Annotated in this window: 24 protein-coding genes and 1 riboswitch; all 24 genes read right to left on the bottom strand. The window is 64.8% G+C overall.

Features of this window, described 5'->3' with window-relative positions:
• The 24 genes from QY325_14560 to QY325_14445 all read right to left on the bottom strand — a co-directional run bounded on the left by QY325_14560 (window position 1) and on the right by QY325_14445 (window position 23,852).
• Window positions 1-801 carry a TolC family protein gene (locus QY325_14560; GenBank protein ID WKZ65979.1) on the bottom strand — a complete coding sequence of 267 codons (801 nt, stop codon included), beginning with the start codon at window positions 799-801 and terminating at the stop codon, window positions 1-3.
• 12 nt (window positions 802-813) lie between these two features.
• Window positions 814-1,419 (bottom strand): TolC family protein, encoded by a 606-nt coding sequence (locus tag QY325_14555; protein WKZ65978.1) that lies wholly within the window; start codon window positions 1,417-1,419, stop codon window positions 814-816.
• Between the two features lie 109 nt (window positions 1,420-1,528).
• Complete coding sequence (locus tag QY325_14550) at window positions 1,529-2,743, bottom strand: OmpA family protein (protein WKZ65977.1); 1,215 nt, start codon at window positions 2,741-2,743, stop codon at window positions 1,529-1,531.
• A gap of 57 nt (window positions 2,744-2,800) precedes the next feature.
• Window positions 2,801-5,479 carry a methionine synthase gene (gene metH, locus QY325_14545; protein ID WKZ65976.1) on the bottom strand — a complete coding sequence of 893 codons (2,679 nt, stop codon included), beginning with the start codon at window positions 5,477-5,479 and terminating at the stop codon, window positions 2,801-2,803.
• Window positions 5,480-5,518: 39 nt separating this feature from the next.
• Window positions 5,519-5,788 carry a hypothetical protein gene (locus QY325_14540; GenBank protein WKZ65975.1) on the bottom strand — a complete coding sequence of 90 codons (270 nt, stop codon included), beginning with the start codon at window positions 5,786-5,788 and terminating at the stop codon, window positions 5,519-5,521.
• A gap of 193 nt (window positions 5,789-5,981) precedes the next feature.
• Window positions 5,982-7,007, bottom strand: coding sequence for a homocysteine S-methyltransferase family protein (locus QY325_14535; GenBank protein WKZ65974.1), 1,026 nt, complete (start codon window positions 7,005-7,007; stop codon window positions 5,982-5,984).
• Between the two features lie 211 nt (window positions 7,008-7,218).
• Window positions 7,219-7,331, bottom strand: a riboswitch (SAM riboswitch).
• A 37-nt stretch (window positions 7,332-7,368) separates the two neighbouring features.
• A complete protein-coding gene (locus QY325_14530) occupies window positions 7,369-9,447 on the bottom strand; it encodes a S9 family peptidase (GenBank protein WKZ65973.1) in 2,079 nt (692 codons plus the stop codon).
• Between the two features lie 100 nt (window positions 9,448-9,547).
• Entirely contained in the window at window positions 9,548-9,814 is a 267-nt protein-coding gene (locus QY325_14525; GenBank protein ID WKZ65972.1) for a hypothetical protein, read from the bottom strand.
• 32 nt (window positions 9,815-9,846) lie between these two features.
• A complete protein-coding gene (locus tag QY325_14520) occupies window positions 9,847-10,398 on the bottom strand; it encodes a DUF420 domain-containing protein (protein WKZ65971.1) in 552 nt (183 codons plus the stop codon).
• A 16-nt stretch (window positions 10,399-10,414) separates the two neighbouring features.
• Window positions 10,415-11,116, bottom strand: a complete 702-nt coding sequence (locus QY325_14515; GenBank protein WKZ65970.1) for an SCO family protein — start codon at window positions 11,114-11,116, stop codon at window positions 10,415-10,417.
• Window positions 11,117-11,147: 31 nt separating this feature from the next.
• The gene (locus QY325_14510; GenBank protein WKZ65969.1) at window positions 11,148-11,516 is read right to left on the bottom strand and encodes a cytochrome C oxidase subunit IV family protein; all 369 of its coding nucleotides are present in this window, start codon (window positions 11,514-11,516) and stop codon (window positions 11,148-11,150) included.
• A gap of 17 nt (window positions 11,517-11,533) precedes the next feature.
• Window positions 11,534-12,400, bottom strand: coding sequence for a cytochrome c oxidase subunit 3 (locus QY325_14505; protein WKZ65968.1), 867 nt, complete (start codon window positions 12,398-12,400; stop codon window positions 11,534-11,536).
• Between the two features lie 23 nt (window positions 12,401-12,423).
• Entirely contained in the window at window positions 12,424-13,161 is a 738-nt protein-coding gene (locus QY325_14500; GenBank protein WKZ65967.1) for a cytochrome c oxidase subunit 3, read from the bottom strand.
• A complete protein-coding gene (gene cyoE, locus QY325_14495; protein ID WKZ65966.1) occupies window positions 13,158-14,054 on the bottom strand; it encodes a heme o synthase in 897 nt (298 codons plus the stop codon). Before cyoE ends, QY325_14500 begins: the two co-directional genes overlap by 4 nt.
• A gap of 64 nt (window positions 14,055-14,118) precedes the next feature.
• Window positions 14,119-15,714 carry a hypothetical protein gene (locus tag QY325_14490; protein WKZ65965.1) on the bottom strand — a complete coding sequence of 532 codons (1,596 nt, stop codon included), beginning with the start codon at window positions 15,712-15,714 and terminating at the stop codon, window positions 14,119-14,121.
• A complete protein-coding gene (locus tag QY325_14485) occupies window positions 15,711-16,826 on the bottom strand; it encodes an MraY family glycosyltransferase (protein ID WKZ65964.1) in 1,116 nt (371 codons plus the stop codon). The genes QY325_14490 and QY325_14485 overlap by 4 nt, the downstream gene beginning before the upstream one ends.
• Window positions 16,827-16,842: 16 nt before the next feature.
• Entirely contained in the window at window positions 16,843-18,414 is a 1,572-nt protein-coding gene (locus tag QY325_14480; GenBank protein ID WKZ65963.1) for a hypothetical protein, read from the bottom strand.
• An 80-nt stretch (window positions 18,415-18,494) separates the two neighbouring features.
• On the bottom strand, window positions 18,495-19,433 hold the full coding sequence (locus QY325_14475; protein ID WKZ65962.1) for a GDP-L-fucose synthase: 939 nt from the start codon (window positions 19,431-19,433) through the stop codon (window positions 18,495-18,497).
• Window positions 19,434-19,472: 39 nt separating this feature from the next.
• Window positions 19,473-20,588: a GDP-mannose 4,6-dehydratase gene (gmd, locus tag QY325_14470; GenBank protein WKZ65961.1), complete on the bottom strand. Its 1,116-nt coding sequence runs from the start codon at window positions 20,586-20,588 to the stop codon at window positions 19,473-19,475.
• Between the two features lie 36 nt (window positions 20,589-20,624).
• Entirely contained in the window at window positions 20,625-21,458 is an 834-nt protein-coding gene (gene cysQ / locus QY325_14465; GenBank protein ID WKZ65960.1) for a 3'(2'),5'-bisphosphate nucleotidase CysQ, read from the bottom strand.
• Between the two features lie 78 nt (window positions 21,459-21,536).
• Window positions 21,537-21,686: a DUF5679 domain-containing protein gene (locus QY325_14460; protein ID WKZ65959.1), complete on the bottom strand. Its 150-nt coding sequence runs from the start codon at window positions 21,684-21,686 to the stop codon at window positions 21,537-21,539.
• A gap of 98 nt (window positions 21,687-21,784) precedes the next feature.
• Window positions 21,785-22,120: a tRNA-binding protein gene (locus tag QY325_14455; protein ID WKZ65958.1), complete on the bottom strand. Its 336-nt coding sequence runs from the start codon at window positions 22,118-22,120 to the stop codon at window positions 21,785-21,787.
• Between the two features lie 3 nt (window positions 22,121-22,123).
• The gene (locus QY325_14450) at window positions 22,124-23,086 is read right to left on the bottom strand and encodes an aldehyde dehydrogenase family protein (GenBank protein ID WKZ65957.1); all 963 of its coding nucleotides are present in this window, start codon (window positions 23,084-23,086) and stop codon (window positions 22,124-22,126) included.
• Between the two features lie 67 nt (window positions 23,087-23,153).
• Window positions 23,154-23,852, bottom strand: coding sequence for an NAD(P)-binding domain-containing protein (locus QY325_14445; GenBank protein WKZ65956.1), 699 nt, complete (start codon window positions 23,850-23,852; stop codon window positions 23,154-23,156).
• Window positions 23,853-23,994 lie beyond the last annotated feature (142 nt).

Genomic DNA, 23,994 nt, shown 5'->3' with positions numbered 1-23,994 from the left:
CTACAAAGAAACGGGCTGGCCCTGCAGGATATCGAGGTACTTCTGCGCCATCAGGTACTGGTACTTGGCCGCGATGAGGTCGGCTTGTGTGCGGTTGAGCGCGGCCTTCACCGTGGCCACCTCGAACGCGGTGCTGGCGCCCTGCGCATAGCGCTCCTGGGCCATTGCCTCGTTGAGCGCAGCCGCCTCAACGGCCCTCTCCGCCGCCATGAACTGCTTGTACGCCGAACGCTGCGCCACGATGGCATCAAGCACGTTGCGCTGGAGGTCGTTGCGCACGGCGGTGAGGCTGTTGCGCGCGCGCTCGTGCTGCACCCGCGCGCGGTCGATGGCCAGCCGGTTCTGCATCTGGTTGAAGAGCGGCACGTTGAGCTGGAAGAGCAGGCTCTGGTTGAAGTTCTGGTCGAGCTGCTTGCCGAAAGGCGTGAGCTCGGTGTTGAACCGGTAGGTGGGGGCGTATACCAGGTCGCCGCCGAGGGTGCTTCCGATGACCACGGGGTCGCCAAGGATGGGGTCGCCCACCTGCTGGAGGTTGCGGCCGCTGTAGCCCGTGCCGAGGGAACCGCTCACACCGAGCGTGGGCATGGCCCCGGCGCGTGCGATGCCGATTCCCTTCTCCGCGCTCGCCACCTGCTCCTCGGCTTGCGCGAAGCTGGGGTTGCTGCGGAGCACATTGGCGAGCACATCGCTTGGGTCAGCCGTGGGCTCCGTGACCCGCAGCGCACCGATGGCGGGCGCCTGGATGCTGAAGCTGAGCATCTCCTCCGGCTCCAATTGCAGCGCCCGGCCCAAGGCGAGCATCCGCTGATCGGCCTAGTTGCCCAAATCAACGATGGTGAACTCCTCCTGCGCCAGCTGCGACTCGATGGCGAGGAGGTCGGCGCGCGCCACCCGTCCCGCCTCCACCATTGCTCGCGTGCGCGACACCTGTTCGCGGGTGCTCGCCGCCTGGGACTCTGCAGCCGCCTTGCGCTCGCGGAGCGCCAGCACATCGAGGAAGGCCTGCACCGTTTCGAGCCGCGCCTGGTTGCGGGCCGCATCGATGCCCAGCCGCGCGGCCTTGGCATCGATCTCATTGCGCCTGATCACCGACTGCTTGCGGAAGCCCTCGAAGAGGCTGAGCGTGCTGCTGAGGTAGAAGTTGTTCGTACGGACGCGATCGGTGGCGAACTGGTTGGTGAAGCGGTCGATCACCCGGCCATAGTTGTACCCGTGGGTGGCGCCTCCATTGAGGTCGGGCGCCAATGCCCAGTAGCCCTGGTCCCTGGTCTTGTCGGCGAGGTCGGCATCGAGGCTGGCGTTCATCACCGCAAGGCTCCGCTCCTCAGCGCGCCTCACGCATTGCTCAAGCGTCCACGGCTGCTGGGCGAAGAGGGTGCCGCCGGCGATCAGTCCGAAGGCAAGGGCGGATGTGCGCATGGTCCTGATCCGCGATGAATGCGGACGCGGACCAAAAGTACCGGGATGGCCGGTGAGGGCGGAACGGATTTGATGAGCGGTGGTATCCGTGAGCGGGCGGCGTGCCCGGTCAGGTTCCCAGCACCTTGATCTCCACCCGGCGGTTGGCCTCGCTCTCCTCCTTGTTCTTCGGGCTGGGATAGAGCATCTGGGCGTTGCCGATGCCGACGTAGCTCATGCGCTCGGGCTCCACCTCGTTCACCAGCAGGAAGTCGTACACCGCCTTCGCCCGCGCAGTGCTCAGGTCGATGAATTCCTTCTTGTTCTTGAAGGTGGGGCCGTTCACATGGCCCTCGATCTCGATGCGCACCTTGGGGTTCATCTGCATGAAGCGCAGGAGCAGCAGCAGGCTGGCCTCGCTCTGGCGCATCACCTTGTCCTCGTTCCCCACGAAGCGGATGTCATCGAGCACCACGCGCTCCCCGGCGCCGATTGGCGTCATCTTCACCTCCACCCTGACGACCGGCTCCGTGTTGCCCTTCACCCGCACGGTCTGGAACATGTAGCCCTGCCGCACGCAGCCGATCCGGATGTTCCGGTACATGTCCATCTCGAACTGGTAGCCGCTCCTGCCCTTCGCCTCCACCACCTCGTTGAAGCGCATGCCATCGATGGTCAGGGTGGCATCCACGGGTTTGCCGCTCCTGGCATCCGTGACCTCGATCACGAGTTGCTGCTTCTGCTTCTTCGCCTCTTCCGGCTCTGGCTCGGGGGACGGCGGGGGCGGGTCGTAGTGGAAGCGGATGGTATAGCCCGCCAGCGGACGGTCCTGGTAATCGACCACCAGGTAGAACAGGTCCCCCTGCTTCACCTCGATTCCCCGGCTGAAGCTGCTGCCCACGCCGCTGCGCACGAAATCATCGGGCGCTTCCTTCCGCAGGCCGCAAATGGAGCGGTTGGATCTGTCGTTGCGGGAAATGTTGCTCCGGATGGGAACGACCTGCTTGGTGGCCACCTTGTCGCAAATGCCCGGCACGGCCCCCTCGAAGACCAGGAAGTCGATGTCGTCCTCGATGTTGTCGGGGATGATCTCGAAGGTGAGGATGGTGGTGGCAGGGCTCCTGAACTTGTACCAGGTGCTGTGGTGCTCGCGCTCGAACCACTGCTTGTGGTCGCTGGGGTTCTCCTTGATTTCCAGCCTGTTGCCGAAACCTCGAACGGCTTGCGGCTGGTGGTAGACCGAATCGCTTATGAAGATGGCGCCGGTGCAGTCGCCGTTATCCTGTGTGAGCGGGGCGTTGCGCTGGGCCAAGGCCACAGCACCGACGCCCAACCACAGGGCCATAAGAAGGGCACGCTCCACTTGCACGGCCCGTGCATACGCGGAAGAGCCTCTGAGGGTTCAATAGGACAAACTACTCCCCAGCCAACGCTCCATGGTTGCCTGATCCATGCCCTTGCGCCGCGCCAGATCCTCCACCTGGTCCTTCGCCACGCGCCCCACGCCGAAGTACTTGGCCTTGGGGTGCGCGAAGTACCAGCCGCTCACCGCGGCCGCCGGGCTCATGGCCAGGCTCTCGGTGAGGGTGATGCCCGTGTGCTTGGTGGCGTCGAGCAGGCGGAAGAGCTCGGGCTTCTCGGTGTGGTCCGGGCAGGCGGGATAGCCCGGCGCCGGACGGATGCCCTGGTACTCCTCCTTGATCAGTTGCTCGTTGCTGAGGCGGATGGACTCGTAGCCCCAGAGCTCCTGGCGCACCACCTCGTGCAGCTTCTCCGCGAAGGCCTCGGCGAGACGGTCGGCCAGGGCCTTCAGCAGGATGGCGCTGTAGTCGTCGTGCGCGGCCTCGAAGCGCTTCACGCGTTCATCGACGCCGTGGCCCGCGCTCACCGCGAAGCCGCCGAGGAAGTCGGGCGTGCCTTGGGGAGCGATGAAGTCGGCGAGGGCGATGTAGGGCACGCCGGGCGCCTTCTTGCTCTGCTGGCGGAGGGTGTGGAAGCGGCCGATGACCTTGGTGCGTGAAGAATCGCCGTAGACCTCGATGTCATCGTGCGCCACCGTGTTCGCAGGCAGGATGCCTGCGACACCATGGGCTTGGATCCACTGCTCCTTCACGATGCGGTCCAGCATCTTCTGGGCATCGTTGTACAGACGCGTGGCTTCAGCGCCCACCACTTCGTCCTCCAGGATGCGCGGGAACTTGCCGGCCAGCTCCCAAGCCATGAAGAAGGGCGTCCAGTCGATGTAGGGCACCAGCTCGGACAGCGGGTAATTGCGGTAGGTGAAGAGGCCGGTGCTCTTTGGCACTACCGGCGGCTCGGCTACGAAGTCGATGGTGAACTTCTTCGCGCGGGCCTCCTCCAGCGGCAGGTACTCCTTCTCGCGCTGGCTGCCCTCGTACTGCGCGCGCACCTTGGCGTACTCCTCCAGCACCTCGGCGGCGAAGCGGTCGCGTTCGTTGTCGCTGAGCAGGTTGCTCACCACGGGCACGCTGCGGCTGGCGTCGATCACGTGCACCACGGGCTTGCTGTAGTGCGGCGCGATCTTCACGGCGGTGTGCACGCGACTGGTCGTGGCGCCGCCGATGAGCAGCGGGGTCTCGAAGCCCTCGCGCTCCATCTCCTTCGCCACGTGCACCATCTCGTCCAGCGACGGCGTGATCAATCCGCTGAGGCCGATGATATCCACCTTCATCTCGCGGGCGGTCTTCAGGATGGTGGCGCTCTGCACCATCACGCCCAGGTCGATCACCTGCCAGCCGTTGCAGGCGAGGATCACGCCCACGATGTTCTTGCCGATGTCGTGCACGTCGCCCTTCACGGTGGCGAGCAGCACTTTCTTCGCGCCCTCCTTCTGCGTGCCGATGACCTGCGCGGCCTTCTTCTCCTGCAGGAAGGGCTCCAGGTAGGCCACGGCGCGCTTCATCACGCGGGCGCTCTTCACCACCTGGGGCAGGAACATCTTCCCGCTGCCGAAGAGGTCGCCCACCACGTTCATGCCGGCCATCAGCGGACCTTCGATCACCAGCACCGGGTCCACGTACTGCACGCGGGCTTCCTCGGTATCGGCTTCGATGAACTCGGTGACGCCATGCACCAGCGCGTGCTTCAGGCGTTCCTCCACGCTGCCTTCGCGCCATGCGGCTTGCGCGGCCACGACTTCGGCTGAAGGCGCTCCCTTGAACTGCTCCGCGAAGGCCACCATGCGTTCGGTGGCGTCGGGGCGACGCGCGAGCAGCACATCCTCCACATGCTCCAGCAAGTCCTTCGGGATGTCGTCGTACACACCGATCTGCCCGGCGTTGACGATGCCCATGTCGAGGCCAGCTTTGATCGCGTGGTAGAGGAAGGCCGTGTGGATGGCCTCGCGCACGGGCTCGTTGCCGCGGAAGCTGAAGCTGACGTTGCTGACGCCGCCGCTGGTGAGCGCCCCCGGCAGGTGCTGCTTGATCCACCGCACGGCCTCGATGAAGTCGATGGCGTAGCGGTCGTGCTCGGCCATGCCGGTGGCCACGGTGAGGATGTTGGCGTCGATGATGATGTCGTGCGGCGCGAAGCCGGCCTTCTGCGTGAGCAGGTCGTAGCTGCGCTGCGCGATGGCGATGCGGCGCTCGTAATTGTCGGCCTGGCCCTGCTCGTCGAAGCACATCACCACGGTGGCGGCGCCGAGGCGGTGGATGATCTTCGCCTGCCGCAGGAACTCGGCCTCCCCTTCCTTCAGGCTGATGCTGTTGGCGATGCCCTTGCCCTGCAGGCACTTCAGGCCCGCCTCGATCACGCTGAACTTCGAGGAATCCACCATCACCGGCACACGGGCGATGTCGGGCTCGGCGGCGATGAGGTTGATGAACTTGCGCATGGCTTCCACGCCATCGATCATGCCCTCATCCATGTTCACGTCGATCACCTGCGCGCCGTTCTCCACCTGCTGGCGGGCCACGCTCACGGCCTCATCGTAGTTGCCGTTCTTGATCAGCTTGCGGAAGGCCGCGCTGCCCGTTACGTTGGTGCGCTCGCCGATGTTGACGAAGTTGGAACCCGGGAAGATGCGGAGGGGTTCGAGGCCGGAGTACTGAGGGATCATGTCGATCAGAGGATCAGAGGATCAGAATGGGAATGCGCATTACGGGTGTTCGAGTTCTTTGGTGATGAGCAACGCAGCCGACCCATCTTCAAGTCCACTTTCGCTATCAAGGTGGATGTGGCTGGTCGACGGGACTGCATCATTAGCCAGTGTGAGCAAATGGTTGGCTAGAGAACGCAGCCCAGCGTTGTTTCCTTGGATGATCACACCCTCTTCGTCAACGCTCACGTTGATGGAGAAACCAGGCTCCCATTTTAACTGAAGCCCTTTGCCTGGGTTGTAGTCTGCCAAGTCCAGTATGATGCGCATGAATGCTCTATATGAAGTCGAATCCGTGGTTATCTGGTCGCATTCCGCGTGAGCGATTGCAGCGGAAAGCCCACAGGCGGCTGAGGAACGAAGCCGCCGAGGACTTGCAGCGGAAAGCGCGACCCGAGGCGCATTTGGCCGAGGGGCACGCCCACACACCCAACAACCTGCTTGTTCATGCCTTGGGTCATGTTCATCGGTCGACCCCGTGGGTCGACGCTACAGGTGCTTCGATCGGGCGTGGTGCGTGCCGTTTGGCCTCAGCCGCCAGCGCCGCGATATGCTCCGGCGTCGTCCCGCAGCACCCGCCCACGATGTTCACCCAGCCGTTGGCCATGAACTCGCCCACGAGGCGCGCGGTGACATCGGGGGTTTCGCGGTACTCGCCCATCTGGTCGGGCAGGCCGGCGTTGGGGTAGATGCTCACGCGGCAGGGGCTCTGTTCGGCGATCACCTCCAGGTAAGGTCGCATCTGGGCCGCGCCCAGCGCGCAGTTGAGGCCCATGCTGAAGAGCGGCACGTGCTGCATGCTGATGAGGAAGGCCTCGATGGTCTGGCCGCTGAGCGTGCGCCCGCTGGCATCGGTGATGGTGACGCTGCACATGAGCGGCACACGCTTGCCGCGTTGTTCGAACACCTCCTCGATGGCGTAGAAGGCGGCCTTGGCGTTGAGCGTGTCGAAGATGGTCTCCACCAGCAGCAGGTCCACGCCGCCGTCGAGCAGGGCCTCCACCTGCTCCTTGTAGGCCACCACGAGCTGATCGAAGGTGACGGCGCGGTAACCGGGGTCGTTCACATCGGGGCTGAGCGAGGCGGTCTTGTTCATGGGCCCGATGGCACCGGCCACGAAGCGCGGCTTGCTCGGGTCCTTCTTCGTGAACGCATCGCAGGCTTCCCTGGCCAGACGCGCGGAGGCGAGGTTCATCTCGCGCACCAAATGGCCGCATTCGTGCTCGGCCTGCGCGATGCTTGTGGCGCTGAAGGTGTTCGTCTCCACGATGTCGGCGCCGGCCTCGAGGTATTGCTCGTGGATGCGCTTGATCGCTTCCGGGCGCGAGAGCGAGAGCAGCTCGTTGTTGCCCTTCAGCAGGATCTTGTGGTCCTCCATGCCTTTCGGATGGAAGTCCTCCTCCTTCAGCCCGAGGCGCTGGATCATGGTGCCCATGGCGCCGTCGAGGACGAGGATGCGTTGGGCGGCGATGCGTTCTAGTTCGGTCATCGGTTCACAAGTGTGCGTGCTTTCCGGTCGCTTGTGCCAAATGCAGGTGAATGGGAGTTGGTGAATGGTGAATGGGACTGAGCGCTCCGGCGATGGGGTCTCCCAATTCACCGTCGACCATTCGCCATTCACCACACCCAAAAAGAAAAGCCCCACCCGATGGACCGGATGAGGCATCATTGTTCCTTGCGGGACATTGCTTCCTGATCGCGGCTCATCTCTCCCACCACATGGCGGGCTGGATTTAGCACCTACCCGATGGTTGCCCACCGGACGGTTGCCAAGGCTTCACAGGGCCAGTCCCTCTGCCTTTCTGGATAAGCGATGGAAAGAACGCGGGGCGAAGATAGGTGCGGGAGGTTCAGCGCCCCCCTCCGATGTGCTTCTCCAACCACCCGAACACCTCCTTATGCCACTGCATGGAGTTCTGCGGCTTCAGCACCCAATGGTTCTCGTCGGGGAAGCGGAGGTACTTGCTCTCGATGCCCTTGGCCTGGCAGGCGGTGAAGCTGCCGATGCCCTGCGTGAGCGGCACGCGGAAGTCCTTGTCGCCGTGCACCACCAGCATGGGCACGCGCCATTTGTCCGCGTGCAGCAGCGGGTTGAAGGCCTCGTAGTTGGCGGGCTTGGAAAAAACGCTGCCGCCGTTCTCCCAGTCGGTGAACCAGAGCTCCTCGGTGCTGTAGCCCATGGCGCGCGTGTCGAAGATGCCGCAGTGCGACACTAAGGCCTTGAAGGGTTCGTTCCACACGCCGGCGATCCAGTTGATCATGAAGCCGCCGTAGCTCGCGCCCAGCGCCGCCACGTTGCTGCCATCGAGGAAGGGGTACTTGCCCAGCGCGAAGGCCAGGCCCTTCTGCAGGTCCTCCAGCGGACGATCGCCCCAGTGCTCGTTGATGGCGTCGGTGAAGGCCTGGCCGTAGCCGGTACTGCCGTGGAAGTCGATCATCACCACCGCGAAGCCCTGACCGGCGTAGGTCTGCGGGTTCCAGCGGTAGCTCCACGCGTCGCCGAAGCTGCCCTGCGGACCGCCGTGGATGAGGAAGGCCACGGGGTACTTCTTCCCTTCCGTGTAGTTCGCGGGCTTCAGCACGTAGCCATACACGGTCTCGTTATTCCAGCCCGGGAAGCTGAACTGCTCGTAGGTGCCGAAGGCCTTGTCCTTCAACGAGGCGTTCACCTGTGTGAGCACCGTGGCGCCCTGGTCGATCACCTTGGCCTTGGGTGCGCTGGCGTAGAGGTGCGCCGGACCGCTGAGCCCGCTCCGCTGGAACACGAAGCCCTTGGGCGTTTCCGCGAAGGCATCCATGTGGGCATCGGTGCTCAGGGGCGTGACGGTGCTGGTCTTGAGATCGATGCGGAAGAGGCGGTGCTTGCCGATATCATCGGCGGTGACGAGCAGGCTCCTGCCATCGCGGCTCCAGGCGAGGCTGGCGGCGCTGCGGTCCCAGGTGGCGGCCACGTCGGATACCGCGCCGGTGGCCAGGTCCATCAGCTTCAGCTGGAAGCGGTCGGCCTCGTAGCCCGGGCGCTTCATGGCCTTATAGGCCAGCTTGGTGCCGTCGGGCGAGATCACCGGCTGCGCGTCCCACGCCGGATTGCCGGTCGTGAGGTTCTTCGCAGCGCCGCCGGTCACGGGCACGCTGAAGAGATCGAAGTTGGTGCTCCACGGCTCCTTCTTGCCCGCGACCCGTGCGCTGAAATACACGGTGCGGCCATCCTTGCTGATGGCGAAGTCCTCGTTGCCGCCGAAGGGCATGGTGGGACAGTCGCCGTCGAAGCCGGGCATCAAGGGCACTATGCCCGTCGGTGACTGATTCAGCGACACGTAGTACAGGTGATTGCGCGTACCGTCCTTCCAGGTGTCCCAGTGGCGCATGAAGATGCGGTCGTAGACCTGGCCGGTGCTCTTCACCCCTTGCTGTGCCTTCAGGCGCTCCTGCGTGCAGGCGATGGCATCGTCGCCACAATCCGGGAACACGGACAGGGCTACCACCACGCCGGAGCCATCAGGCGCCACGCGGTAGGTCTGCACGTCCAGCGGCAGGCGCGTCACCTGCGTGGCACTGGTGCCCTTCGCATCGGCCTTCCACACCTGCGTGGTGCCGCCCTCGCCGCGGCCGCTGAGGAAGTAGAAGCCGCTGCCATCAGCGGCCCACTGCACATCGCTGGCGCCGCCCTCACCGGCAGGCACCTTCACCTCAGGCTTCTTCAGGTCCACCAGGTCCTTCATCCACAGGGTGCTCACCCCGCGGTTCTTCTCCATGTCGGTGGCGCGCACGTTGAAGAGCGCGGTGGTGCCGGCGGGGTCTACCGCGAGGCCACTGATGCGGTCGAGCATCAGCATGTCCTGGTACGTGAAGGGGGATTTCTCCTGAGCGAAGGCGGTGAACACCAGCAGCAGGCCTGCGGCGATGGAGAGGGGGCGACGGTACATCATGCTTCAACCGGGATGGGACGCAATGAACGAAGATCGTCGCTTCAGGCCACACCAACGCAGCGGGAGCTTGGTCCCTTGACACTCGCGACTTGAAGCTTGTTCAGCCTTGCGCGCCAGCGAACTCCTTGAAGAAGCCCACGATGCGCTTGCGGAAGAGGAGGAAAAGCAGCGCATAAGGCACGGCCATCAGGTAGAGGATGCCTTTGTTCAACCCCCTGCCGATCGATTGCTCGCCACCGAATACGCGGCCGCCCTGCTCGCCACTTTCCACCACTGCCTTGCACATGGCACAACCCTGTGCCCAAGCATCAACGGGCAGCAGCGCCACGAGCGCCAAGACGATCAGGAGGAGGCCGGTGCTGCGCATGGGACGGTAAAGGTAATCGGCCGGGCAAAACCTCAATAGTAGGGTGAGATGAGCATGTACACCACCACGCCGCTCACGCTCACATAGAGCCAGATGGGCCAGGTGCGACGGGCCAGCTTCCTGTGCTCCGGATAGCGACCGGACAGGCCGCGATAGGCGGTGAGGAGGATGTAGGGCAGGGAAAGCGCCGCGAGGAGGATGTGGGTGGCCAGGATGATGTAGTAGAGCACCCGGATGGCACCTGTACCCCCGAACCGCGTGTCGCCAGCGAATAGATGATGCAGGATGTAGGAGGCCAGGAAGAGGACGGAGAGGACCATGGCGCCGATCATCGCATTGCGGTGGGCCTTCCAGCGCCCGGCCCGGGCTGCGAACAGCCCGGCGATGAGCAGGAGGCTCACCATGGAATTGATCGCTGCGTTGATGCGCGCGAAGACGTGCACATCGAATCCCTCCGGAGCAGGGACCTGCACCCGATTGAGGACGACCACCGCAAGGAAGACCACGAATGAGAAGACCCAGATCACGCGGTTGGCCTTCGCGGAGGGGATGCCGATGACCGGCTGGGGGTAAGGTGAGCGCATGTTCAGGCAATCCGTTTCACTGCCGTGCCGCGCGCTCCGCCTCGGCACGCTTGACCTTCTCCTCCTTCAGCAGCATCTTGATGTCGGCGGCCACCGCATTCATGCCCTCCATGGTGGTGCCATCGTAGAAGCCCCGGATGCGCCGCTCCTTGTCCACGAGCACGAACTTCTCGGAGTGGAGGAAGCCGCCCTCGGCCAGCACGTCCTCGCGGGCGGCCAGCAGGTAGCCTTCAGCGCCCAATCGATAGATGTCCTCCTTGGGCCCGGTGAGGAACTTCCATCGTGCCGTATCGGCCTCCAGGCGGCGGCCGTAGGCATCGAGCACCTCGGGGGTATCGTGCTCGGGATCGACCGTATGGCTCAGGAAGACCACATCCTCGAACGCGTCATCGTTCAGCTTGAGCTGGAGCTGCTGCATCTGCACGCCCATCTTGGGGCAGATGGTTCCGCACCGGGTGAAGAAGAAATCGGCCACCACGATCTTCCCCTGGACGTCACGGTCGGTGAAGGGCCTGCCGTAGCGGTCGATGAGCCGGAACGCCGGAATGGTGTGGTACAGCGTGTCGATGACCGTCGTCCCATCGCGCTCCACCGCCACCACCTCCTTGGGCCCCAGCACGGGAAGGAACTGGAAGCGGTGCCTGGCGAAGCCCAGCCACGGGCTGAAGAAGACGAAGAGGCTCAGTACGAAGAGCGCGATGCCCCCAAGGACGAGCACCTTCAGGCGCCGACGGCGCGCTGGATCGGGCTCAGAGGTAGTTCTGCCAGATATAGTGGACATACTGCGACTCCCAGATCGCAATGAAGATCAGGTAGAGGATGAACAACGCGTAAGGGAGCAGAATGATCGCGCGTATGTTGCGGCGCTCGTCGCCCAGGTGCATGAAGGTCATCACGATGTAGGTGGCCTTCACCAGGGTGAGGAAAACGAAGGTCCATTTCACAGCGGACCAATGGCCGGGGAACCACTCCTTCCAATAGGCGCCCACGGCCACCTCGATGGCCGTGACCACTGCGAGCAGCCCGGTCACCATCCAGATCTTGCGGCGGATCTTCCGGCCCTCCTCCTCGCTATGATGGGCGTCGAGGCTGTATTCGATGATGTCGTCGCGCTCCATGTCAGCTGGTTGGTTGATCAGAGGAGGTAGAAGAAGGTGAACACGAACACCCAGACCAAGTCCACGAAGTGCCAGTACAGACCGGCCTTCTCCACCATCTCATAATGCCCGCGGCGGTGGAAGATGCCGCGCATGGCCATGATGAGGACGATGAGGTTGATGATCACCCCGCTGAAGACGTGGAAGCCGTGGAAGCCGGTGATGAAGAAGAAAAAGTTGGCGTACTGTGGCGGGCCGTACTCGTTGCGGGTCATGTTGGCGCCATCCACATAGCTCACACGGTTGTTCCAGATGGGCAGCGACTCCTCCCGGGAAAGCGGCTGTGCGCCTTCGGCGGGCTTCAGGTAGTGGCCGGGCTCGGCCTTCACCAGGTGAAAGCTGTCATGCGATGCGGGATCGTGCGTGTCGTGCTCATCGTTGTGCACCCAGAACTTCTCCCCCGTTGCCGTGGTCATGTATCCGCCGCTGCCGTGGATGAAATGGCTCCACTCCCACGCCTGGCTGCCCACGAAGAAAGCGCCGCCGATCACGGTGGCGAAGAGCCACTTGATCACTCCGCCCTTGTCCATGCGGTGCCCGGCCTCCACGGCGAGCACCATGGTCACCGAGCTGAAGATGAGGATGGCCGTCATCAGGGCCACGTAGATCAACGGGTAATCGCCGTGCAGGAACGGCAGGGCCCGGAAGACCTCCTCGCCGATGGGCCATGCCTCCGTGGTGCTGTGGCGCACGAAGCCGTAGGCCACCAGCAGACCGCTGAAGGTCAGCGCATCAGAAACCAGGAAGAACCACATCATCATCTTCCCGTAGCTGATGCTGAACGGGGAGCGGCCGCCGCCCCAGAGGACGTCGTTGCTCAGTGCTTTGGTCGCGTCGCCTGCCATGGTGGGGATTGACGGCCGCAATGTTAATGAACAAAGCGGAGGAACAGAAAGAGGTAGACCCAAAGGCCCCCGAGGAAGTGCCAATAGACCGTTCCGGCCCACAGGCCGACATGGTCCTGGGGCGTGTAGCGCCGCATCAGGGCCATGGCCGCCATCACCACCAGGGCCAGGAGTCCGAAGGCCACGTGGGCGGCATGAGCGGCGGTAAGGGTGTAGAAATAGGGGCCGGTGCGGTCCTTCTGCTCGGCGATCTCCGCATCCAGCTGGCGCTCGAAACCGGTGTCATCCGCGGTGTACCAGTGGCCGTTGGCCGGCACCAAGGGCAGGCCGTCCTTGGTCACGGTGAAATCCACGCCATAGGTGCCACCGATGCCCTCCAGCTTGTTGGGGCTGGGGGTGATGCCCAGCTCCACGAGCCGGCTCCAGCCCTTGAACTGAGAGGCGGTGAAGGCGATGCCCAAGGCCAGGGTGGCCAGGATAAGCGGCGCCACCACGCCGGTGGTGCCGCGCTTGGCAGCCCTCAGGGCAAGCTGAAGCGTGAGGCTCCCGGCGACCACGAACGCCGTGCTCCAGTAGAACGGCCCGGGCATGGTGATGCGCGTCCAGTAGCCTCCGCTCATGCTCACCACATAGGCGCTGGTGAGGCCCGCGAAGAACATAACGATGGCGAAGCAGATGAGCCAGGTGACCATTCGGCGGGCGCGCGCGGCTCGCTCGCGCTCCTCTGCCGGCGTGAAGGTGTCCAGGGTGTCTGCGGTCATGGGCGATCGATGACGTAGGCCAGTTGCACGATCGGCAGGTAGAGGAAGCTGGCGAACATCAGTCGTCTGGCGTCCTTGCGATCGTGCGTGCGGAACAGCTGCCACGCAGGCCAAGCCATCACCAGGCCCAGCAGCACGGCGGTCGCCATGGCATAGGGGCCGATGAAGCCGAAGACCCAGGGAAGCATGCCGACCGGGACAACAAACAAGGTGTACAGAAGGATCAGGAAGGCGCTGCGTCCATCCGTGCGGCCCGGTGAGGGGAGCATGCGGAAGCCGGCCCGGGCGTAATCCTCATCGAGCACCCAGGCGATGGCCCAGAAGTGCGGGAACTGCCACATGAACTGCATGGCGAAGAGCAGGCCCGGACCCAGCCCGAATTGCCCGGTGGCGGCCACGTAGCCGAGCATGGGCGGAAAAGCGCCGGGGAATGCCCCTACGAAGACCGCCCAAGGCGAGCGCTTCTTCAGCGGGGTGTAAAGCGCCACGTACATGAACAGGGAGATGAAGCCCAGGATGCCCGTCAAGGGCCCGAAGGCCATCCACAGCAGGAAAGTGCCCAGGCCTCCAGCGATGAAGGCCGCCCACACCGCCTCGGTCACCGATAGCGCGCCCCGCACCAGCGGGCGTTCTGCGGTGCGCAGCATGAGCGCATCCTCGCGGACCTCGAGCACCTGGTTGAGCGCATTGCTGGCACCGGTCAGGAGCGTGCCACCGACCGCGAGGACCAGCAGCGCCAGCGCATCGAAGCCGCCCTCGGGCATGCCCATCAGGTAGCCCAGCACCGCACTCACCACCACCAGGGAGGCCAGCCGCAGCTTGAAGAGCACCGCCACCTCGCGCAGCCGGAAGACCACTGTGCGCGAGGATGCGTATGCCTGAGGCTTGCTCAACGGACCGGAAATGCCGCCGGGTCATCCCTGCGGCGGCGCAAAAGTACCGTTCCCCAGCGAACGATCACTGCAGCACATACCGCACCTCCTGCTCCGGATGCCGGTCGCGGAAATGGCACACCAGGCCCACGCGGAACACCTGGGTCCATTCACCCGGGCCGCTGGCCGGCATGCTGCCGCGCGCGAGCCACGAGACCTCCAGCCGGGTGGCCGACGCGGGATCCACCAGCCAGCCCGCGCGCAGCTCGCCGTGGAAGAGGGAGTACTCCTCCAGCATGCCGATGCGGTAGCCATAGCTGCGGAAAGCCCCCGAGGCCACGGTGGGGCGCTCCGTCTCCGGCCGGAAGATGCTGTTGCCGAAGCTCTCCAGGGTGTCCCGCCCCAGCCAGGCCATGCTGGCCCGCACCCCTAGGAGCCAGCGCTCGCGCGACCATTCGCCCTGCGCGATGGCCTCCTGGAAATTGGACCCGTAGGGATGCGTCAGCGGCTGCCCCATGTGGGCGTAGTTCTGCCGCGTATCGCTGTGGGTGTACATGAAGGGTCGCACCATGTTCCATTCCGCCCGCAGCATCAGCCCTGGCACCCGGAAGGCCTCGCGCGCCACGAAGCCCAGCTGCACGGCTTGCTTATTGGCATACCAGCCATCGCCCGCGCGCACCTCGCGCAGCAGGAACTCATCCAGCATGAGCTGGCTGTAGAGCAGGCCCGAACGGCCCACCTTGATGTTCACCGCGAAACCGAGCAAGGCGTTATCCGGGGAGCCCACGCTGTACTCCACCGGACGGTAGAAGATCACCGGATTCAGGTAGTTGACGTCGAAGCCCCGCGGATAGAGGCTGTCTCCCCGGCTCCAAACGATGGCCTCGAAGAGGGCAAGGTTGATGCGCCGGTGCGCATTCACCGAGAGGTAGTGCATGCTGGCGTACTTCCGCTCGAAGCGCGTGGAGACGCCCCCCGCTCCGCGGATGTCGTTCATCACCGTGAAGAGGTTCACGTACTTGAAGCGCCAGGCCGTGGTGGTGATGCGCAGGAAGGGATAGCTGGTGGCCTCGCTGCTGAGGAAGAGCGAGCGATGGCCTTCACCGAACGCATTCTTGCCGCGCCCAAGGGTGAGGTTGAAGTACTTGCCCGGGTCCCAGCTGACCTGCGCGTTCCAATCGTAATGCGCGAAACCGGCCCCATCGCTGAATGCATAGCCTTCCCCGGTGGTGACCTGCGTGGCGCGGGCCAAGGTGTCGAGGTAGCCCGGGAGGCGCTCGGACCAGCCTTGGGCGTCGGCATGCAGGGTGAGCCGGGCGCCGATGTCCTGTTCCATCCAGAAGCCCGCTCCGGCGCGGTGGCCGATGACGGAGGCGGAGTCCAGGCCCAGGTTGCCGGAGAGGTCGAGCAGCGGCCCCCAGCGGAACCGGCGGCCGTTCCGGGCGCCCGACCAGCGGTCGAGGGCAGGCAGCCAGGCCGCAGGGCGAAGGCTATCCTGTGGGTCGGCCTGCCGCAGGTCCGTGAGGCGGTAGGGGCGGATCGCGGTATGCGCCGGCGAGCCTACGGCCTGCAGCGCCGCAGCGAAGGGGCGCTCCACTTCTCGGCTCAGCGGCATCCACCCGGCCTGGCCTTGCGCCACAAGCGCGGCCGCAAGGGCCCATGCACCGGCGAAGCCCCTCATGCCTTTTCCGGCTTGGGCCAGGCGAAGGGCAGCAGCGCCAAGGCCATCGCCGTGGTGCCCAGTACCATCAGGCCCACATTCGGCTGCCACTTCCGCGTCACCAGGCTCAGGGCGATCACCGCCACCACATAGCCGTAGATGGCCCAGGTGGTGCCGCGATGGCCCAGCCCCAGCGCCAGGAGCCGGTGATGGATGTGGTTGCGGTCGGCCGCGAAAGGCGAAATGCCGCGCGCCATGCGCACCACGAAGACGCGCAGCGTGTCCACCAGCGGATAGGCCAGCACCGACATGGCGAAGAGGGGCGTGGGCAGCAGCCGGAGGTTGTCGGGCAGCCTTGAGGTGTCATGGTCCACCACCTTCATGGCCAGCACGGACAGCACGGCGCCGATGATCAGGGACCCGCTGTCGCCCATGAAGACCCGCGCCGGATGCAGGTTGAACACGAGGAATCCGGCCAGCGCTCCGGCCAGCACGAAGGCCAGCAGCGCCAGCGCCACGTCGCCGGCGAGGTAGAGCCACGTGCCGTAGGCCAGCGAGGCGATGAGGCCCACGCCTCCGGCAAGGCCATCCACGCCATCGATGAGGTTCATGCCGTTCACCACCACCACGTAGACGAAGAAGGAGAAGGCGATGCTGGCGGCCTCCGGAAGCTCGTAGAGGCCGAGGATCCCGTGCATGTCGGTGATGCGGATGCCGGCCATCACCACCAGGATGTAGCCCACGATCATATGCCCCACGAGCTTCTTCACCGGCGAGAAGCCCACGATGTCGTCCTTCACGCCGATGAAGAAGAGGAGCACGAGTGCGGCGATGACGAACTTGAAGTCGTTGTATGCCGCTCCCATGGCGGCATAGAGCTCCCGGTAGGGCGTGCCGTCGGGGTCCGTCACCTGGCCCTTGGGGAACCAGAGCGCATAGGAGAAGATGATGGCGGCGAAGATGATGATGCCCCCGATGGTGGGCACGCTGCGGTGATGCAGCTTGCGGGCCTCGCTGGGCTCGTCGACCAGGTGCTTCATCCGCGCCACCTTGATGAGCGAGGGCATGGTGAAGAGCACCACCACGAAGGCCGTGAGGCAGCTCAGGAGCAGGATGTAGCCGTGCTGTTCCACGTCGCGGAGGGCGGATTCAAAGGTCGTAATAGCGGTTGAAGAGCACGGTATGCACGCCGATGTACCAGTAGCCGCTCTGGAAGATGTCGTTCGCCCCGGGGGCATCGCGGCGGCGGAAACCCCCGATCAGCCGCAGGTTGGTGTTCGGGTTCACCAGCCAGGAGAGGCTCGCATCCAGGAAGAAGACCGTGCGCTCGATGGCTTCGCCCTCCGTGGCGCTTCCGGTGTCCGGCTTGTCCAGGTCGGTGCCCAGGTTGAGCGAATCGGCCGGATCGCCGGTCCGGACGGACAGGCTGGCCTGCGCCCGCAGCATCCAGCGGCGGTAGCCGTATTCCACGATGCCCACCGCCTCGCCATAGGCATTGCCGAGCGGATTCGCCATCGCCTGGCCGCCGTGCATGTAGGCCTGCTCGGGCCGCTGGCCCATGTACATGAAAGCGGTGGCGGCATTGTACTCGGCCTGCAGGTGCAGGCCGGGCAGGCCCAGGTCGAAGGCGCGGGCTCCGGCCTGCCAGGCGTAGCGCCCTGGGCCATCGGTGGCCACCTGGCCGTAGGCATAGGCCTTGTCCGTCAGTTTCAGGCGCAGGTCCAGTCCCGCCAGCGAACTGCTCAGGCCATCGAACCCAAGCGCGGCCGTATTGATGCCCATCACGGGATTCAGGGCCAGCGGGTCCAGGGGCTTCACGCCGTCCTCGCCGATGCTGCGGAAGAGCGTGGCCTCGAACACCCCGAGCTGCACACGGCCGAGGTCCACGGAGAGGTGGTGGAAGGTGCCGCGCATCCAGCCGAACAGCGTCTCGCTGCTGGTGCCGGCGTTCAACCGGTCGTCGCGGGTGACGCCGTGCATGAGCTTGGTGTACCAAGCCGTGTACTGCCAGCGCTTGTTGGGGCTGAGCAGGCTGAGCTTGAGGAAGGGGGCGTTCATGGCATTGTCGCTGAGCAGCACGCTGCGGTAGCCGTGCCCCACGAAGTGCTTGCCATGGCCTGCCTGTACGTTCACCCAGGCCGCCGGGGTCCAGCTCACCACGCCCTGCGACCAGCCGTAATCGAGTTCGTTGCCGTTGGCGAGCTTCACACGGCCCTGACCGGGGAGCACGCCGGTCTCCAGCACCCGCCGGAAGAGGTACTGCGGCACCCTTCCCTGGTTCTCGTGGAACATGGTCTGGAAGGAGACCTTGCTGCCAAGGTCGCCCCGGATCAGGAAGCCCCGCGTGCTGAAGGCGAACTGGTTCGTATCGGCATAGGCCGTGGGATCGCCCCGGTCACTGCCATATTCCACGCTCAGGATGGGATCGACGCTGAGGGCGACGTCCCCCTCGCGCATCACCAGCAGCCGGTCGCGGAAGAGCTTGGTGGTGATCCAGTAGTAGTACCGGGCGCTGTCCACCCGGTGGCCCATCACGCCGCGCAGGTCGGCACGGCTCTCGATCACGGGCTTGAGGCCGGTGTGGATCCGGGCATCGCGGCGGGCGGCGTTCCGCTCCAGGTCGATGCCGAAGTCGCGCTGCAAGGGCACGTCGTTCTGCTGGGCGCGCAGGACGCCGGCGATCAGCAGCAGGAGGACGGAGAACAGCGGGGAACGCGCCATGGCAAGGCCGCCGAAGGTAGCCTACGCCGGAAAAGCGAAGCCCCGGTCGCCCGGGGCTCCATTCGGTTCGATGCCTCACCCTAGGCCTTCGCCAACTCGCTCTTGGCGAACTCGGCGTACACCGCGGTGATGCCTTCGCGCAGCCCGATGCGGTGCTTCCAGCCCAGGTTGTGCAGGCGGCTCACGTCCATCAGCTTGCGCGGCGTGCCGTCGGGCTTCTCGGTGTTCCACTTCAGCTCTCCGGTGTAGCCCACGATGTCCTTGATCATCTCGGCCAGGGCCTTGATGGTGAGGTCCTCGCCCGTGCCGATGTTGAGGAAGAGCTCCTCGTCGTAGTTCTTCATGAGGAAGTAGCAGGCATCGGCGAGGTCGTCCACGTGCAGGAACTCCCGCATGGGCGAGCCCGTGCCCCACACCTCCACGCTCGGCGCGCCCGTCACCTTGGCGGTGTGGAACTTGCGGATGAGCGCCGGCAGCACGTGGCTGTTGTTGAGGTCATAGTTGTCGTTGGGCCCGTAGAGGTTCGTGGGCATCGCGCTGATGAAGTTGCAGCCGTACTGGCGGCGGTAGCTCTCGGCCAGCTTGATGCCCGCGATCTTGGCGATGGCGTAGGGCTCGTTGGTCTGCTCGAGCAGCCCGGTGAGCAGGCTCTCCTCCTTCAGCGGCTGGGGAGCCATCTTCGGATAGATGCACGAGGAGCCCAGGAAGAGCAGCTTCTTCACCCCGTTCTCGTAGGCCGAGTGGATGATGTTGCCCTCGATCATCAGGTTCTCGTAAAGGAACTGGGCGCGGTACACGTTGTTGGCGTGGATGCCTCCCACCTTGGCCGCGGCGAGGTACACGTACGCGGGTTTCTCCTGGGCGAAGAAGTCGCGCACGGCCTGCTGCTCCTTCAGGTCGAGCTCCTTGCTGGTGCGCACCACGATGTTGGTGTGGCCCTCGGCCTGCAGCTTGCGCACGATGGCGCTGCCCACCATGCCGCGGTGGCCGGCCACGTAGATCTTGTCTTGTTTGTTCATGAGAGGATCTGTGGGGGCGCATCATGATGCGCCCGTACATCATTCCTGTTCGTGCAGGATCTTGTGGCCGCCTTTCTTCAGGTACACGTCGCGCTTGAAGAGCTCCAGGTCGCTGGCCATCATCTCCTTCACCAGGGCCTTCAGGTCGTACTTGTGCTTCCAGCCCAGCTCGCGCATGGCCTTGGTGGGGTCGCCCTCCAGGTGGTCCACCTCGGCGGGACGGTAGTAGCGCTTGTCGATGGCCACGAGCACCTTGCCGGACTTCCTGTCGACCCCCTTCTCCTTCTCGCCCTTACCCTTCCACTCCAGCTTGATGCCCACCTCGCCGAAGGCGAGGTCCACGAAGTGGCGCACGGTGTAGGTCTTGCCGGTGGCGAGCACGTAGTCGTCGGGCTTCTTCGCCTGCAGCATCAGCCACATGCCCTCCACGTAGTCCTTGGCGTGGCCCCAGTCGCGCTTGGCGTCGAGGTTGCCCAGGTAGAGCGTGTCCTGCAGGCCCAGCTTGATCTTGGCCGCGGCGCGGGTGATCTTGCGGGTCACGAAGGTCTCGCCGCGCAGCGGGCTCTCGTGGTTGAAGAGGATGCCGTTGCAGGCGAAGATGCCGTAGCTCTCCCGGTAGTTCTTGGTGATCCAGAAGCCGTACAGCTTGGCCACACCGTAGGGACTGCGCGGGTGGAACGGCGTCTCCTCGTTCTGCGCATGCGGACGCACACCGCCGTATAGCTCGGAGGTGGAGGCCTGGTAGAACTTGGTCTTCTTCTCGAGGCCCAGGATGCGGATGGCCTCCAGGAATCGCAGCGTGCCGATGCCGTCGGCGTTGGCCGTGTACTCGGGCATCTCGAAGCTCACGTGCACATGGCTCATCGCGGCCAGGTTGTAGATCTCGTCCGGCTGGATCTGCTGCACCAGGCGCAGGCAGTTGACGCTGTCGGTGAGGTCGCCGTAGTGCAGGTGGAAGGGGCGGCCCTTCTCGTGCATGTCGTGGTACAGGTGGTCGATGCGGTCCGTGTTGAAGAGCGAGCTGCGGCGCTTCACGCCGTGCACCTCGTAGCCCTTGTTCAGCAGGAGCTCGCTCAGGTAGGCGCCGTCCTGACCGGTGACGCCGGTGATCAGGGCCACCTTCCGCTTCTTCGATGATCCGTTCTTCTTGGCCATGTTTCGCGCACCGCTGCCCGCGGCGCCAGATTGGTGTTATTGGACGATGAACCAGTTGTTCACCAGTGATTGCTTGTTGTAGCGCATCGCGGCGCCGGTGGTCACATCGATGAGCGTACAGCCCGCCTCGTTGGCGATGGCGTGTCCGGCGGCCGTGTCCCACTCCATGGTGGGTGCATAGCGCGGATAGGCATCGGCCGCTCCCTCGGCCACCAGGCAGATCTTCAGCGCGCTGCCCATGCTGGTGAGCGCAACGGCGCCGTGCTCCTGCTCCATGCGCTGGATGAACGCCTCGGTCTCCGGGCTCGGGTGGGACCGGCTGGCCACGATGGTATAGGCGTCACGGGAATGGGGCACGGGCAATCGCTCGCTGGCGGCGGCCCGCTCATACGCACCGCCCGGGCCCCAGGTTGCTGCGCCCTGCTGGCGGTACGCACCGGCACCCGGCCACGCGAAGTAGAGCCTGTCCATTACGGGCACATACAGCACACCGGCCATCGGCCTTGCCGCACCCAGCGGCCCGGACGGCGCGCCATCGTGCTCCATCAACGCGATATTCACGGTGAATTCCCCGTTGCGCTTGACGAATTCCTTGGTGCCATCGAGCGGATCGACCAGCCAGTACCGCGACCAGCGCTGGCGCTCCGCCATGTCCATCTCACGCCCCTCCTCACTGAGCACCGGCAGCCCCGTCCGGGCGAGGATGGCGGCGATGGCCGCATGGGCACGCTTGTCGGCCTCCGTCAGCGGACTCTTGTCCGCCTTCTGCTCGGAGGTGAAATCGGTGCCGTAGACCTGAAGGATCTCACGGCCAGCGGCAAAAGCCGCCTCGATGGCCGCCTCCACGAACGGCATCACTTCATGCTGCATGCGGCCAAAGGTACCCGCAGGTCCAGCGGCGGCAGATCCACGGCCGTACATCCATGAAACGGGCCGTGTTGATCCCGGCTATTTGCCCAGGATCTTGAACATGCCGGTGCCGCAGGTGGGGCACACGCCCTTCATCGCTTTCCGGCCGTTGGCCATTTCCACTTGCTTGGCGTCCTTCATTTCGCGCTTGGCTTTGCACTTCACGCAGTAGGCTTCAACGGCGGGCATAGTCGTAGGGATTAGGGTTCAACGTGACGGCAAGGTATCCGACCGGCGCATTGAGGAGCATGAATGAAGCGGCAGGTTTTCAACAAGCGGTCCTCCGCCTACATCAACCGCGCCCCGTTCGGCAGCGGCCGCTCCACCGCCGTGAGCACGATATCGCCGTTCGCGTCGGGGAAACCCGTGACGAGGCACTCGCTCATCACACTGCCGATCTGCTTGGGCGGGAAGTTGATCACCGCCACCACCTGCCGCCCGATCAGTTCCTCCTTGGTGTAATGCTTGGTGATCTGCGCGCTGCTGCGCTTCACCCCGTGCGGACCGAAGTCGATGGTGAGCACATAGGCCGGCTTGCGGGCGTTGGGCAGGTCCTCCGCGGCCAGCACGGTGCCCACACTGAGGTGGACCTTTTCGAAGTCGGCCCAGCTGACGGGGTTCATGGCTCAATAGCCCCCACCCCCACCCTGCCCGCGCTCGATCGGATGCCAGGTGGTCTTCACTTCCTGGGTGTCGAGGATGAAGTAGGGGCTCTGTGCTTCCTCGCTATTCCAGTCGCTCACCTTCGGGTACACCACGCGCTTCAGGTTGCAGGTGGCCTCGCTATCGAGCATGGTGCGCTCCTCCTTGGAAGCGTCGGCCACAACGACCGCGTTGATGTCCATGTGCGCCACCAGGGGCTTGAGCAGTTCGCTGCGGAAGCCGGTGAGCAGGTTCACCACGCCGCCGGGCAGGTCGCTGGTGGCGAGCACCTCGGTGAAGGTGACCGCCGGCAGGGGATGCTTCTCACTGGCCACCACCACGCAGGTGTTGCCTCCGGCGATCACGGGGGCGATCAGGCTCACGAGCTCCAGGAGGCCGTTGCTCCCTGCACACTGGATGCCCACAACGCCCGTGGGCTCGTACACGCTGAAGTTGAAGTGCGAAGAGTTCGTGGGGTTCACGCTGCTGAAGAGCGCCTGGTACTTGTCGCACCAGCCGGCGTAGTGGATCCAGCGGTCGATGGCGGCGGCCACCTCGGCCTCGGCCTGCTTGGGCGTGGCGCCGTGCAGCACCAGCTCGTGCACGAACTGCGCGCTGCGGCCCTCGAGCATCTCGCCGATGCGGTAGAGGATCTGGCTGCGGTTGAAGGCGCTGCGACCCGCCCAGCCGCCCACGGCCCCGCGCGCGGCCACCACGGCATCGCGCACGTCCTTGCGGCTGCTGCGGCACACATTGGCCAGCGGCTTGCCATCGGCGCCTTTCGGCTGATAGTAGCGCCCGCTCTCGGTGCGGGGGAACTTGCCACCGATGAAGATCTTGTAGGTCTTCATCACGGGGAGGCGCTCGGCCTTCTTGGCTGAACCGTTCGTGCTGTGACCGTTGATGTCGGCCTTTACGGGTGCGGGCTTGGAGAGGGTCTTGGCCATCGGGTCCGATTGCGAAGCCAAAGCTACGGCCTGACGACCATCACCTCACGACCTGCACCCGAAGGGCTCAGGCCTGCTTCGCCATGCGCACCACGCGGAAGTTGAACATGGCGTCCTGCAGGGTGCCGTACAGCCGTACCCAGATCGGCAGCAGCTGCTCGGTGCCGCGCGCCATGGTGATGTCGCCCAGGTCGATCATCTCCGCATCGGTCCAGCCGAAGGAACGCAGCAGGGCACGCACCTCGCTCTTGGCGCCGGCATCATTGCCGCAGAGGAACATGTGATGCTCCTCCGGCAGCAGGCGCGGGGCCACCATCAGGAAGCAGGTGAGCGTGTTGAGGCCCTTCACCACCTTGAGCTGCGGGAAGGCGCGCTGCAGCTGCTCGCCCAGCGAGTCCGTGTTGCACACCGAGAGGCTCGGGGGAAAGCCCTTCGAGAAGTCGAGCGGGTTGGCGATGTCGAGCATCACCTTGCCGTTGAGGCTCGCCTCACCGGCATGCTTCAGCGCCTCCATGGAGCCGTGCCCGCTGGTGGCGTTCACCAGCAGCTCGCCGTGCGCGGCCGCTTCGGCGAAGGTGCCAAGCTTCACGGTGGGGTGCGCGGCCAGCCAGTCCTTCAGCGGCGGACGCCCGAAGCCGTCCTTGTCCGCCCGGGCCATGCTCTGCTCCACGCTGCGCGTGCCGAGCACCACCGTGTGCCCCAGGCTGTCCAGTTTCTCGGAGATGGTCTGTGCGACCACCCCCGTTCCGAATACACCGATCTTCATGGTTGTGCGTATTGGTTTCGTTTCCTTAGCCCATGCGAAGATGACCGGCCTCTATACTTTCCACAAGGACTGTCACGGAGGATAGTATGTGCTGCCGGTGCCCGGTTAGGCGCCGCTGCAAGGCCGGGATCCCGCAGCAACT

This window comes from Flavobacteriales bacterium (assembly GCA_030584065.1).
In the GTDB taxonomy this organism is placed as follows: Bacteria; Bacteroidota; Bacteroidia; order Flavobacteriales_F; family PHOS-HE28; genus PHOS-HE28.
The sequence above is the reverse complement of the archived record's forward strand: the minus strand, read 5'-3'. Positions and strand labels throughout refer to the sequence as shown.